We start from the raw sequence: 12371 nt of genomic DNA on the forward strand, positions 1-12371 counted from the left end.
TTTATTGATTAAGGATCGCCGGGTTTAGCGATCGGTGACGGCGTCTTCTTCCGTCTCGCCTTCCGGCTTCCGGCCCTTGAAGCCCTTCGCCAGCAGGAACATTTCCACCGACTCGGCTCTCGATGCGCCGGGCTTCACATGGATGACCTGACGGAAATTCTGCTTCAGGAAGGTCAGGAGATCGCGCTCTGTGCCGCCCTGGAAGGTCTTGGCAAGGAAATGCCCACCCTCGGCCAAAACTTCGACCGCGAAATGCGCCGCGACTTCGCAAAGGTGCATGGTCCGCAGATGGTCGGTGCGGTGATGGCCCGTCGTCGGCGCCGCCATATCGGAGATCACGAGATCCGGCGTGCCGCCAACGGCATCGATCAGCCGCTGCGGCGCGGCCGGATCAAGGAAATCGAGCTGCAGGATGCTGACACCCGGGATCGGTGCCATTTCGAGAAAGTCGATAGCTGCGACGCGGATATCCTCTTCGGTCGAGTCCGTCACCTTGGCGGCGATCTGCGACCAGCTGCCCGGTGCCGCACCCAGATCGATGATCCGGCGTGCGCCCTTCAGGATGTGATGCTTCTCGTCGATTTCCAGCAGCTTGAAAGCGGCGCGGGCGCGATAACCCTCAAGCTGCGCGCGCTGCACATAGGGATCGTTGATGTGCCGCTGCAGCCATTGCCGCGACGAGGCCTTCAGCTTCTTTTTCTTGACGCGCTGGCCGAGCTTGCGGCCCGTGCGGTTGCCGGCGATAGTTGGCTTGGTCACGTCTGCGGCCCCTTCATATCCCTCGGTCGATGACCCCGGCGCGAGCGGCCCCGCCGCCAGACGCCATCGTCTGCCATCATATCGGTCAGCAATCCCTCGCGGAGGCCGCGATCGGCAACGCGCATGCGCGGGCTCGGCCAACGGCGGCGGATCGCCTCCAGAATGGCGCATCCCGCCAGCACCAGATCGGCGCGATCCGGCCCGATGCAGGGATTGGCGGCGCGGCCGGCAAAATCCCAGGACAACAGCTTGGCCTGCATCGCACTCACTTCATCGTCCGACAGCCAGACGCCGTCGACCCTGCGACGATCGTAGCGCGGCAGGTCGAGATGGACGCCGGCAAGTGTCGTCACCGTGCCCGAAGTGCCGATCAGATGGAAATCCCCACTATCGCGCGCCGCGCCATGGACCGGCGGGCAATCGAAACGCTCGAGCATGCGCTGGACTTCGCAGACCATCGTCTCGAACAGCTCGGGCGTCACGTCGCGTCCGCCATGCCGCTCAGAAAGCGTCACGACGCCGACGGGCAGCGAGGTCCAATGGGTGATGTGATTGGCAAGTCGGCTGGAGCGGTTGTCACCGATACGGATGACGGCGATTTCCGAGGAGCCGCCGCCGATATCGAACAGCACGACCGAGCGCGCCTCCGGCCCGACGAGCGACGAGCAACCGGAAACGGCAAGCCGTGCCTCGGTCTCGCGGTCGATGATCTCCAGCCTCAGTCCCGTCTCTTCGGTGACGCGCGAAAGGAACGCTTCACCATTGTCCGCGGCGCGGCAGGCTTCGGTCGCAATCAGCCGCATGCGGCGGATTTCGCGTGTCTTCAGCTTGGCGGCGCAGATGCGCAGCGCTTCCACGGCGCGATCCATGGCGTCGGTCGACAGGCGCCCGCTGGCCCCGAGCCCCTCACCGAGGCGCACGATGCGGGAAAAGGCATCGACGACGCGGAATTGACCTGGGCGGGTCGGCTGAGCGATCAGCAGGCGGCAATTGTTGGTGCCGAGGTCGAGGGCGGCATAAAGGTCGAGCGGACGGGAATCGGCGTCGGCATAATGATGATGCCCCTGGCCTTCACGCCGTGGCTGCGATTGCCGGTTCTGGCGGTGATCGTCATGGGCTGGAGCATGCGCGTTCGAAGGCGCATTAGCGGGTGCGACGATCTGCGCCGTCTTCTCATGCACCAGCGGTCGACCTTGTAGCCCACGCTTGCTGCGATGCTTGCGCCGGCTCTTGCCGCTCTTGTGCGAAGATGGATGGCCATGATCCGGCGAAGCACGATGCTCCGCCGGTGCCGAAAGCTGTTGTGTCTGGGAAGCAGGTTGCCCGTCATTTTGAGCTGCGCCGCGCGCACGACGTCGACGCTTGCGCTTTCTGGCCGGAGAACCGGCCTCATCCTCTACTGGGCGTTGCGCCACCTGGCTGGACTTGCCTGCCTGGCTGGCCTCCGCAGAATGAGCGTTCGGGCGGCCGTGACCGCGCTTGCGCTTCGCGCGCCGGGAGGATTTACCCTTCCTGCGCTCTGCTGCCGACGCCCCGTCTGCCTGCGGCGCTGGGCCGCTGTCGGGGTCACTCACGTATCTTTTCCACCGCGCCGCGCAAGGCCTTGGAGGCATGCTGCTGGCACTCGTTCGATTTTCGTTGGGCAAAGAATACCAGCAGGATGGGTTTTCGCCAAATTCTTTTTGAATTACGCCAATTTGGCGTTGGCCGAAGCAGCCCTCAGGCGATCAGATGCGCCCTGACATCAGCTGCAAGTTGCTGCATCCGGTCGATCGGCGCATGGCCGATCAGCATGAAGGCATGGGTGGCGCTCGACCAATAGACGACGTTCATGCCTTTGCGATTTTCCATGTCCGGCGCAGCAACACCCTTGGTGGATTGGACGATGCAAAGCGCCATGGGACCGCTTTCCGGATCGAGATAGGCGATCTGTGCGAGCGGCTTGCTGTCATAATTCAGGATCTGGGCACGTTTGAACTCGACATCAGGCATGGCAACAGCTTCGGGCGCCAGTGGCAGATCCAGTTTGGCTCCGACCTCATTCAATTGTGCAACCTGTTGCGCATGATCACCAGCCGGAGCGCTCAGCGTATCAGCCGTATAGAGCGAAAGATATTCCGCAACCACAGCACGCCATTCCGCATCCTCGTCCGGCTTCGAAAGCCGATGGCCGATGCCGATCACGGCGCGGTCGACGGCAATGGCGGCGACGAAGCTTGCGGCCATTGCGGCGAGGAAACCGCGGCGACCGATGCGAGCATCGCGGACGTTGCTCTCCTGCGTCGAGGGAATGGCGGCAAGCATGGCGTCCAGCCTTGCAGCCGGCGCTTCGGCAAGCATCGGCTGAAACGCATCCGTGAAGGGCAGCGTGCCGCGCGACAGGAAATCGAAACGCTCCGCCACGCGCTCATCGCTGGCGATCAGCCCCTCGATCCTGTTGCGGTCGGCAGCATTCAGCTCGCCATCGATGAAGGCGGTGAGCTGCTCGTCCGTGACCATCTGTCCTTTGTTCAATTCAGTCATTTCCATTCCCCAGTCGCCCACCTCCGGACGCTTTTCCGTCAGCCGCCGCCATGCCTTCAGCGAGTTTCGCCCGCGCCGCCGCCAGCCGGCTCATGACCGTTCCGATCGGCACATCAAGAACTTCGGCCACCTCGCGATAGGAAAGCCCTTCGACATAGGCCAGGAATACGGCCGTGCGCTGCGCCTCCGGCAAGGCTTGCACGCGCTGCAATACCTGCCCGGCGAGAACATGCGTTTCGGTTTCCCGCGCGCCGTCAAACACCAGCGACTCGTCGGCATCGACGAAGCCCTGCCCCATACGCACCCGGCGCGAACGGATCTCGTTCAGCCATATCGAATGCAGGATGGCAAACAGCCAGCGGTCGAGCCTCGTGCCGGCGGTAAACTGCGCCGCCCGCTCCAAAGCCCTGACGCAGGTCGCCTGCACGAGATCATCCGCCACGTCGCGCTGGCGCGACAGCACGACGCCGTAACGCCACAGCCGCGTCAGGTGCTGGGACAGGCCTGCCCTGATATGCTCTTCGCTCGCTATGGCATCCTCCGCGGCATTCGCACATCCGGAAGCCGCCGACCTTTTCGGCGGCTCCGTTGCCATCAGACTATAAGCAGAAATCGCGCTACGAGCGACCGGCATCACTCCCATATCCCTCGCAAAGCTCCCTGCTTATGCCTCACCTTCGATCCCGACCGACCTTAGAGGCTGGACGGGTTCATGATCGCGGCGTGAAGGTCACGGTATTCCTCGCAGCTTGTATTGCCGCAAAGCGTCTTGATCGTGCTCAGCTGATCCTTGGCGAGATCCATCTGGCCCTTGATGACATAGGCTTCGCCGAGATATTCGCGAACGAGCGTGTACTTCGGGTCCATGGCGACGGACTTCTTGTAGTAGGAAATACCCTCATCCGTGCGGCCGAGCTTGCGGGTGACATAACCGCGGTAGTTCAAGGCCTCAGCCGTATTCGAGTTCTTCATCGTGTCCAGAACCGCCAGAGCTTCCTCGTAGCGATGATCCTTCTTGGCGAGCGAATAGGCGTAGTCGGCGCGGTTTTCATCGGTGACGTTGGCGCTCTGCTGCTTGACGCATTTCTTCGCCTTCTGATCGTAGATCTCGCCCTTCTTGCAGGTCGGCGTCGTGCTCGAATCGTCGCCGGCGGCAAAGACGGGAACGGCGAAAGCGCCGAGGGTCAGGCTTGCACCGAGAGCGATGGAAGCGAGGCGAAATGCTTTGGTCGTCATGGACTGTCTCCTTGGCAAAATGAACGTTGCGAGGAGAGAACACACCACCTGCACATTTTATTCGGACGGTGCTCTAAATTTTTTCGGCGCGTCCCATGTCGGGATGCCGTCACTCTTTTGTGACCGCTCCTGCATCGAATAGACCGTCGCCATCGCGTGTTTTCGCAACATGCCCCTCAAGGGCGCAGGAGAAACTCGTGACCGATACCGTCAAACTTCTAAGCCTCGCCGTCGCGACGCCGGATAACATCATCCTCCAGACCGATGCTGCCGAGACGGCAGCCCGTCTGTTCTCGGACCGCTTTCAGGACTTCAAATATCTTGCCCGCGTGTTCGAGAGCACGGGCATTCGCAAGCGCCACGTGGCGCGGCCGCTGTCTTGGTTCGAAGAGCCGCATGGCTGGCAGGATCGCATGGCCGCCTATACGGAGGTGGCCTCCGAGCTTTTCCGCCGTTCGGCAACGGCGGCGCTGCAACGTGCCGGTCTCGAAGCCAGTCAAGTCGATTGCATCGTCACTGCATCGTCGACCGGGCTTGCGACGCCGAGCCTTGAGGCGCGGCTTGCGGGCGAGATGGGCTTCCGCTCGGATATCGAACGCGTGCCGATCTTCGGGCTCGGATGCGCTGCCGGCGTATCCGGCCTTGCCGTCGCAACGAAGATGGCCAGAAGCCGGCCGGGAGCCGTCGTGCTCTTCGTTGCGATCGAACTCTGTTCGCTCGCCTTCCGCCTGGACGAACTGACCCGGCCTAATATCATTGCAACCGCCCTGTTCGGAGATGGAGGGGCGGCCTGCGTGCTCAGGACCGGCGAGAGCGGCATTGCGGAGGTCGAATCGACGGGCGAACATCTCTTCCCCGATAGTCTCGGCATCATGGGCTGGAAGATCGATGATACAGGTTTCGGCATCATCCTCGAACAATCGCTGCCGGTCTTTGCCGAGACGCATCTGAGGAACGCCGTTGCCGGCATTCTGGAGCGCTCCCGGCTGTTGCTCTCCGATATCGACCGCTTCATCTGTCATCCGGGCGGCGCCAAGGTGCTGTCGGCCCTCGAGAAGTCGCTCGGTCTTGAAGATGGTTCGCTCGATCTCGAGCGCGAGGTGATCGGCGACTACGGCAACATGTCCTCGCCCACCGTGCTGTTCGTGCTGGAGCGCGCCATTGCAGCCGGCTTGCCGGAGCGCTCCGCGCTCCTCGCCATGGGGCCGGGATTTTCGGTAAGCTGCATTACCCTGAGGAGGGTCGCCTGATGCTGTGGCCTTCGATCGCGCTTCTTGCCTTCGTGACGCTGCAGCGGCTGGCGGAGCTCATATATGCCCAGCACAATACTGCCTCCCTGCTTGCCCGCGGCGCTAGAGAATATGCCCCAGAGCACTATCCCTTCATGGTGGCGATGCATGCCGCCTGGTTGATCGGATTGTGGTTCTTCGCCATCGGCCGGCCGGTCGATCCCGGCTGGTTTCTGCTGTTCATGCTGCTGCAAGGGCTGCGTCTCTGGGTGCTGGCGACGCTTAGGGAACGCTGGACGACACGCATCATCATCTTGCCCGGTGCAGCTCTCGTGACCACTGGCCCCTATCGCTTTCTCAACCATCCCAATTATGCCGTCGTCATCGGCGAGATCGCCGTGCTGCCGCTTGCCTTCGGTATGCCGCTCTACGCCGCAGTCTTCTCAGCGTTGAACGGCATCATTCTCGCCATCCGCATCCGGGCTGAAAATGCCTGTCTCAGATAGAGTGCGGGCTGATCCGCACTTTTCCATTGCGCCGCTAAAATTTGGCAGGCATTTTCGATGCTTAGAGCGCGTCCCGGCTATGTCGAAGGACCGGGCGGCAATGCAATAAGCATGCGGATAGCAGGGTAAGATGACAAAGGACGCAATCGTTCTCGGCGCAGGCATCGTCGGCGTTTCTACGGCAATCCATCTGCAACGGCGGGGACGACAGGTTGTCCTCGTCGACCGGCAGCCACCGGGCCAGGGAACATCCTTTGGCAATGCCGGGCTCATCCAGCGCGAAGGCGTGGTGCCCTACGGTTTCCCGCAGCAATTCGGCCTGCTGCTGCGCTATGCTTTCAACAACCGCATCGACGCGCATTACCATTTGCGGGCGCTGCCCGCACAGATCGCCTTCCTCGCCCGCTATTGGTGGAACTCCAACACCAAGCGCCATGAGATGATTTCGCGCGCCTATGCGCCGTTGATCGAACATTCCGTCAGCGAACACAACGACCTCATCGAGGCCTCGCATGCCGAAGAGCTCATTCGCAAGAACGGCTGGGTCGAGCTGTTTCGTTCGAACGAGAAGCGTGACGCGGAGTTTGCCGAGGCCGAACGCCTCAGTCGCGAATTCGGGATCGGTTACGACGCCTTGAGCAGTGCGGAGATCACGGCCGCAGAGCCGCATCTCCGAGGCAACTTCGCCGGGGCATTGCGCTGGCGCGACCCCTGGTCGGTGCTGGACCCGCATGGGCTGACATCAGCCTATCGCCGCTATTTCGAAAGTATCGGCGGCCGCGTGACGACGGGGGATGCCGTCTCGCTCGGCATGGCCGGTTCCGCCTGGAGAATGGTGACGGCGGAAGGATCGATCGAGGCGGAGGATGTCGTCGTCGCACTCGGCCCCTGGGCCGATATCGTGACGAAACGCTTCGGCTATGCCTTTCCGCTCGGCGTCAAGCGCGGCTATCACATGCACTATGCCGCCGAGGGCAATGCCGTCCTCAACAACTGGACGCTGGATGCCGAACGCGGCTATCTGCTGGCGCCGATGAGCCGCGGCATTCGGCTGACCACCGGCGCCGAATTCGCCCTGCGGGATGCGCCGAAAACACCGGTGCAGCTCGACCGTGCCGAGGCCGTCGCCCGCACCGTTTTCCCGCTTGGCGAACGGCTCGATCCGGAGCCCTGGATGGGTGCGCGCCCCTGCACCCCTGACATGATGCCGATCATTGGCAAGGCCCCGCGCCACAACGGCCTTTGGTTTGCCTTCGGCCATGCCCATCATGGCCTGACGCTCGGGCCGGTGACCGGCCGCGTGCTTGCCGAACTCATCACCGGCGAGACGCCGTTCATCGACATTTCCGCCTATGCTCCGGGCCGGTTTGCGCCGTAAGCCTATGATTTAGAGGATAGCCTTGAGGCTTTTGACAGAAGCGTCGACGATCTCCCCGATCGTCGCGTCGATGCCCACTGTGACGACGCCAGGTTCGCCCGTAGGCACTTCCAGCGTCTGCAACTGACTTTCGAGCAGCGAAGCTGGCATGAAATGCCCCTTTCGCTCACCCATGCGCTTCGTCAGCAGCTCCTTCGAGCCATCGAGATAAATGAAATAGAGATGGCCGCCAGCGGATGCCCGCAGGCGTTCGCGATAAACGCGCTTCAGGGCCGAGCAGGAAACGGCGATCCCCTCGCCCTTGGCAAGGCTTGCGGTGATTTCCCGGCCGATCCGTTCGAGCCAGGGCCACCGATCCTCGTCGGTCAGCGGAATGCCCTTGCTCATCTTCTCGACATTGGCGGCCGGATGCAGCGCGTCACCTTCGATGAAATGCACACCGAGCCGAGCCGCGACACCCTCGCCGATCGAGGATTTGCCGCTGCCGCTCACACCCATGACGATGATGGCGAGGGGTGTCTTGGATTGTTCATTCATACTGTTTTCTGCCTTGGACCATGGCCGATAGGAATAGTCAGGCAGAAGCTACCACTGACGCATCTCAGTGCCTGGCCCCTCACCCTAACCCTCTCCCCGTAAACGGGGCGAGGGAACGACCCAGCATGCCAATCAGCGTCCAGGGCTAGGACAGAGCCAATTCTGCGCGAGGCCGGCCCCCTCTCCCCGCATGCGGGGAGAGGGCTGGGGTGAGGGGCCAGGCAGAAAGGCGCGGCAAAGCGACATCTGCCCGACTCACAACTTGGATCAATCCAGCGGAAAGAAACAGGAAAATTTATGCGTTCCCTCGCCCGCCAGCTCCGGTGCGACTTCACGGCACTTGTCCTGGGCACGCCAGCAGCGCGGATTGAAGTGGCATCCCTTCGGCGGATTGAGCGGCGACGGCAGCTCGCCCTGCAAACGGATGCGGTTTTTCTCGCGATCCGGATCGGCGATCGGCGTCGCCGACAGAAGGGCGGCCGTATAGGGATGGCGCGGCCGGCTGAAGACCTCTTCGGCCGTGCCTGTTTCGACCGGGCGCCCCAGATACATCACCATCACATCGTCGGCGATATGGCGGACGACAGAGAGGCCGTGCGAAATGAAGAGATAGGCAAGCCCCATCTCCTTCTGCAGGTCCATCAAGAGGTTCAGCACCTGCGCCTGGATCGACAGATCGAGTGCGGAGACCGGCTCATCGAGCACCAGTACCTTCGGCCGCAGCATCAGGGCGCGCGCAATGGCGATACGCTGGCGCTGGCCGCCGGAGAACATATGCGGATAGCGATCGTAGTGTTCGGGACGCAGGCCGACGCGCGCCATCATCTCCTCCGCCTTGCGGCGGCGGGTGGCGGCGTCGTCATCCGTGTTGATCTTCAGCGGCTCCTCGAGAATGGAGCCGACCTTCTGACGCGGGTTCAATGAACCATAGGGGTTCTGGAACACGATCTGCACGGCGCTGCGCAGGCTGCGGTCGCCAAGCTTGGCGGGCTTGCCATCGATCAGCAATTCGCCAGCCGTCGGATTTTCGATCATCGTCACCAGACGGGCGAGCGTCGACTTGCCGCAACCGGATTCACCGACGACGGCGAGCGTGCGGCCCGACTGCAGGCTGAAGCTGACGCCGTTCAGAGCCTTGACGGTGGCTTCCGGTTTGAAGCTGCCACGCTTGACGGTGTAGAAGCGGGCGAGATCGCGCCCTTCGAGAACAGCGCCGGTCATGCGGCACCTCCTGCTTTTTGCGTGGTGACAATGCCGGGATGACCGAGCGGCTTGCCATGTTCCAGCGGATAGTTGCAAAGGGTCAGGCCGAGTTCGGCGCCCTGGCGCTTGACGCCCCTGTCGCATTCCGGCGTTGCGAAGGAACAACGCGGCGCAAAGAGACAGCCCGTCGGCCGATCATGCTGACCGGGAACGACACCGGCAATCGACGGCAGGCGCTCGCCGACTTCCGCACGCTCCGGCAGGGCCGAAAGAAGCGCTGCCGTATAAGGGTGATGCGGATCGCGGAACAGCTCCTTGACCGGCTGCTCCTCGACCTTCTGGCCGGCATATTGCACCTGCACGCGCTCCGCCGTTTCGGCAACGACGCCCATGTCGTGGGTAATGAGCACGAGCGCCATGCCCTGCTCCCGCTGCAACCGCACGAGCAGGTCGAGGATCTGCGCCTGGATCGTCACGTCGAGCGCGGTCGTGGGCTCGTCAGCGATCAGAAGCTTCGGATTGCAGGCGAGCGCCATGGCGATCATAACGCGCTGGCTCATGCCGCCCGACATCTGATGCGGGAAGTTCGACAGGCGATCTTCCGGTGCCGGAATGCCGACGAGCTTCAAAAGCTCGATGGAGCGCTCGCGGCGTGCCTTGCGGTCGAGGCCCATGTGAATGCGGAGCGTCTCGCCGAGTTGGAAGCCGACCGTGAAACACGGATTGAGGCTCGACATCGGCTCCTGGAAGATCATCGCCATGTCCTTGCCGATGATCTTGCGTCGCTGACGCGAAGAGATACCGCGCAGGTCCTTGCCGTCGAACATCATGCGGTCGGCGGTGATCTTCGCCGTCCATGGCAGAAGGCCCATCATGGCAAGCATGGATACGGATTTCCCGGAACCGGATTCACCGACGATCGACAGGATCTCTCCCTTGTCGCATGTCAGCGAGACGCCATCGACGGCCCGGAACAGGCCGGACGAGGTCTGGAATTCAACGGATAGGTTTTCAATATCGAGGAGTGCCATTACGACCTCTTCAGCTTCGGGTCGAAGGCATCGCGCAGGCCGTCGCCCATCAGATTGATGGCGAGCACCGTGATCAGGATGCAAAGACCGGGGAAAGTAACGAGCCAAGGGTTGCTCTGGAAGAATTCACGCGAGTCCGCGAGCATCGTGCCCCATTCCGGCGTCGGCGGCTGGGCGCCCTGGCCGAGGAAGCCGAGCGCCGCGGCTTCGAGAATGGCCGCCGAGAAGGCGAGCGTCGCCTGCACGATCAGCGGACCCAGACAGTTTGGCAGGATGGTCTTGAACATCAGTCGCAAAGGCCCGGCACCAGCAACCCGCGAAGCGATGACATATTCCTTGTCACGCTCGGCCATGACGGATGCGCGCGTCAGACGAACGAAATGCGGCTGGTTGACGATCGAGATCGCGATCATCGCATTGATCAAACCCGGGCCGAGGATTGCCACGAGCACCAGGGCGAGCAGCAGCGACGGAACCGCGAGGATAATGTCCATGACGCGCATGATGATCGTATCGATAGAGCCGCGGGCATAGCCGGCGACAAGTCCGATCAAAATGCCGACGATCGCCGAAAGCGATGCAACGACGAGGCCGATGAACAGCGAGAAGCGCGTGCCGTAGATGAGGCGCGACAGGAGATCGCGTCCGTTGGCATCGGTGCCGAGCAGGAAACTGCTGTTGCTGCCCTCCGCCCAGGCGGGCGGCAGGCGCTGCATATCGCTGCCGTAGGCAATATCGGGATTATGCGGCGCTACGAGACCGGCGAAGATCGCCAGAAACAGGACGAAAAGGAAGATCGCAAGGCCGATGACGGCGCCCTTGTTGCGAGAGAAATAATACCAGAACTCCGCAAGAGCGGAAGGACGATCGGATTTGACACTAACCGTTTTGACGCTAACCGTGCTCATGGGCCGCTCCTAGTGACGAATGCGTGGATTGACGAAGCCGTAGAGCAGGTCGACGACGAGATTGACGAGCATGACGATGCCGGCGATCAGCAACAGGCCGCCCTGCACCACCGGATAATCGCGCTTGAAGACCGCATCGATCATCCATTTGCCGATACCCGGCCAGGAGAAGATGCTTTCCGTCAGGATGGCACCGCCGAGCAGCACACCAACCTGCAGACCGATCGTGGTGATGACGGGGATCATCGCATTGCGCAGCGCATGCACGGAAACGACGCGCAGCGGCGACAGGCCCTTGGATCGGGCCGTGCGGACATAATCCTCGCCGAGCACTTCGAGCATCGCCGAGCGCGTCTGGCGGGCGATGACGGCGAGCGGGATGGTGCCAAGCACGATGGTCGGCAGGATCAGCGAATTGAAAGCGGACCAGAAGGCACCCTTCTGGCCGGACAGCAGGCTGTCGATCAGCATGAAGCCGGTGATCGGCTTGAAGAAATAGATGAGGCCGATACGACCCGAAACCGGCGTCCAGTGCAGATAGCCGTTGAAGACGATGATCAGCAGCAGGCCCCACCAGAAGATCGGCATGGAGTAGCCGACGAGGGCCACGCCCATGACGCTCTGGTCAAACCATGTACCCCGCTTCACGGCGGCGAAAACGCCGGCCGGTATGCCAAGACAGATTGCGAGGATCATGGCACAGATCGACAGCTCGAGCGTCGCCGGGAAGAAGGTCAGAAAATCGGTCAACACGTCACGCTTGGTGGTGATCGAGGTGCCGAGGTCGCCGTGCAGGGCATTCCAGATATATCGGCCGTACTGAACGACCATCGGCTGGTCATAACCGAGATCGTGGGTGATCTGCGCATGGCGTTCCGGCGACATGACGCGTTCGCCCGACAGCAGCATGACAGGATCGCCGGGAAGCAGGCGGATGAAGGAGAAGGCGACGATCGATACGCCGAGAAATGTCGGGATCAGCACCGCAAGGCGGCTGAGAAGAAATCGCAACATGGCAGATGTCCAAATTTTTCCGGCGGTCAGGCAAGTTGCCTGACCGC

The 12371-nt window shown here is 62.2% G+C and carries 13 protein-coding genes; 3 read left to right on the plus strand and 10 right to left on the minus strand.

The window, feature by feature from the left end; translation table 11 throughout:
- Positions 1 to 24 precede the first annotated feature (24 nt).
- The 5 genes from AC13Q5_RS06160 to AC13Q5_RS06180 form a co-directional block, all read right to left on the minus strand.
- A complete protein-coding gene (locus AC13Q5_RS06160; RefSeq protein WP_075855690.1) occupies positions 25 to 759 on the minus strand; it encodes an RlmE family RNA methyltransferase in 735 nt (244 codons plus the stop codon).
- A complete protein-coding gene (locus tag AC13Q5_RS06165; protein WP_457880541.1) occupies positions 756 to 2333 on the minus strand; it encodes a Ppx/GppA phosphatase family protein in 1578 nt (525 codons plus the stop codon). The genes AC13Q5_RS06160 and AC13Q5_RS06165 overlap by 4 nt, the downstream gene beginning before the upstream one ends.
- 145 nt (positions 2334 to 2478) lie before the next feature.
- Entirely contained in the window at positions 2479 to 3282 is an 804-nt protein-coding gene (locus AC13Q5_RS06170; RefSeq protein WP_488501106.1) for an anti-sigma factor family protein, read from the minus strand.
- A complete protein-coding gene (locus tag AC13Q5_RS06175) occupies positions 3275 to 3916 on the minus strand; it encodes an RNA polymerase sigma factor (RefSeq protein ID WP_488501107.1) in 642 nt (213 codons plus the stop codon). The genes AC13Q5_RS06170 and AC13Q5_RS06175 overlap by 8 nt, the downstream gene beginning before the upstream one ends.
- Positions 3917 to 3975: 59 nt before the next feature.
- On the minus strand, positions 3976 to 4518 hold the full coding sequence (locus AC13Q5_RS06180) for a tetratricopeptide repeat protein (RefSeq protein ID WP_075855693.1): 543 nt from the start codon (positions 4516 to 4518) through the stop codon (positions 3976 to 3978).
- Between the two features lie 197 nt (positions 4519 to 4715).
- Here AC13Q5_RS06180 and AC13Q5_RS06185 point away from each other — a divergent pair, with 197 nt between their 5' ends.
- The 3 genes from AC13Q5_RS06185 (at position 4716) to AC13Q5_RS06195 (ending at position 7631) form a co-directional block, all read left to right on the plus strand.
- Positions 4716 to 5768, plus strand: a complete 1053-nt coding sequence (locus AC13Q5_RS06185; protein WP_488501108.1) for a type III polyketide synthase — start codon at positions 4716 to 4718, stop codon at positions 5766 to 5768.
- Positions 5768 to 6253: an isoprenylcysteine carboxyl methyltransferase family protein gene (locus tag AC13Q5_RS06190; RefSeq protein WP_488501109.1), complete on the plus strand. Its 486-nt coding sequence runs from the start codon at positions 5768 to 5770 to the stop codon at positions 6251 to 6253. The genes AC13Q5_RS06185 and AC13Q5_RS06190 overlap by 1 nt, the downstream gene beginning before the upstream one ends.
- Positions 6254 to 6383: 130 nt before the next feature.
- Positions 6384 to 7631 carry an NAD(P)/FAD-dependent oxidoreductase gene (locus tag AC13Q5_RS06195; RefSeq protein WP_488501110.1) on the plus strand — a complete coding sequence of 416 codons (1248 nt, stop codon included), beginning with the start codon at positions 6384 to 6386 and terminating at the stop codon, positions 7629 to 7631.
- A gap of 9 nt (positions 7632 to 7640) precedes the next feature.
- Here the strand turns inward: AC13Q5_RS06195 and AC13Q5_RS06200 are convergent, their stop codons facing one another.
- From AC13Q5_RS06200 to AC13Q5_RS06220, 5 genes are all read right to left on the minus strand, one after another.
- Entirely contained in the window at positions 7641 to 8168 is a 528-nt protein-coding gene (locus AC13Q5_RS06200) for a gluconokinase (RefSeq protein WP_488501111.1), read from the minus strand.
- Between the two features lie 267 nt (positions 8169 to 8435).
- Positions 8436 to 9389, minus strand: coding sequence for a peptide ABC transporter ATP-binding protein (locus tag AC13Q5_RS06205; RefSeq protein ID WP_075855698.1), 954 nt, complete (start codon positions 9387 to 9389; stop codon positions 8436 to 8438).
- Entirely contained in the window at positions 9386 to 10402 is a 1017-nt protein-coding gene (locus tag AC13Q5_RS06210) for an ABC transporter ATP-binding protein (protein WP_075855699.1), read from the minus strand. The genes AC13Q5_RS06205 and AC13Q5_RS06210 overlap by 4 nt, the downstream gene beginning before the upstream one ends.
- On the minus strand, positions 10402 to 11310 hold the full coding sequence (locus AC13Q5_RS06215; protein WP_075855700.1) for an ABC transporter permease subunit: 909 nt from the start codon (positions 11308 to 11310) through the stop codon (positions 10402 to 10404). The genes AC13Q5_RS06210 and AC13Q5_RS06215 overlap by 1 nt, the downstream gene beginning before the upstream one ends.
- 9 nt (positions 11311 to 11319) lie before the next feature.
- Complete coding sequence (locus AC13Q5_RS06220; RefSeq protein ID WP_075855701.1) at positions 11320 to 12324, minus strand: ABC transporter permease subunit; 1005 nt, start codon at positions 12322 to 12324, stop codon at positions 11320 to 11322.
- Positions 12325 to 12371 lie beyond the last annotated feature (47 nt).

It is taken from the genome of Martinezella sp. CNPSo 3964 (genome assembly GCF_057784375.1).

Coding starts and splice junctions, on each gene's coding strand:
- AC13Q5_RS06170 (WP_488501106.1), bottom strand. CDS start 3,282: ATGACTGAATTGAACAAAGGACAGATGGTCACGGACGAGCAGCTCACC.
- AC13Q5_RS06175 (WP_488501107.1), bottom strand. CDS start 3,916: ATGCCGGTCGCTCGTAGCGCGATTTCTGCTTATAGTCTGATGGCAACG.
- AC13Q5_RS06180 (WP_075855693.1), bottom strand. CDS start 4,518: ATGACGACCAAAGCATTTCGCCTCGCTTCCATCGCTCTCGGTGCAAGC.
- AC13Q5_RS06190 (WP_488501109.1), top strand. CDS start 5,768: ATGCTGTGGCCTTCGATCGCGCTTCTTGCCTTCGTGACGCTGCAGCGG.
- AC13Q5_RS06195 (WP_488501110.1), top strand. CDS start 6,384: ATGACAAAGGACGCAATCGTTCTCGGCGCAGGCATCGTCGGCGTTTCT.
- AC13Q5_RS06200 (WP_488501111.1), bottom strand. CDS start 8,168: ATGAATGAACAATCCAAGACACCCCTCGCCATCATCGTCATGGGTGTG.
- AC13Q5_RS06205 (WP_075855698.1), bottom strand. CDS start 9,389: ATGACCGGCGCTGTTCTCGAAGGGCGCGATCTCGCCCGCTTCTACACC.
- AC13Q5_RS06210 (WP_075855699.1), bottom strand. CDS start 10,402: ATGGCACTCCTCGATATTGAAAACCTATCCGTTGAATTCCAGACCTCG.
- AC13Q5_RS06215 (WP_075855700.1), bottom strand. CDS start 11,310: ATGAGCACGGTTAGCGTCAAAACGGTTAGTGTCAAATCCGATCGTCCT.
- AC13Q5_RS06220 (WP_075855701.1), bottom strand. CDS start 12,324: ATGTTGCGATTTCTTCTCAGCCGCCTTGCGGTGCTGATCCCGACATTT.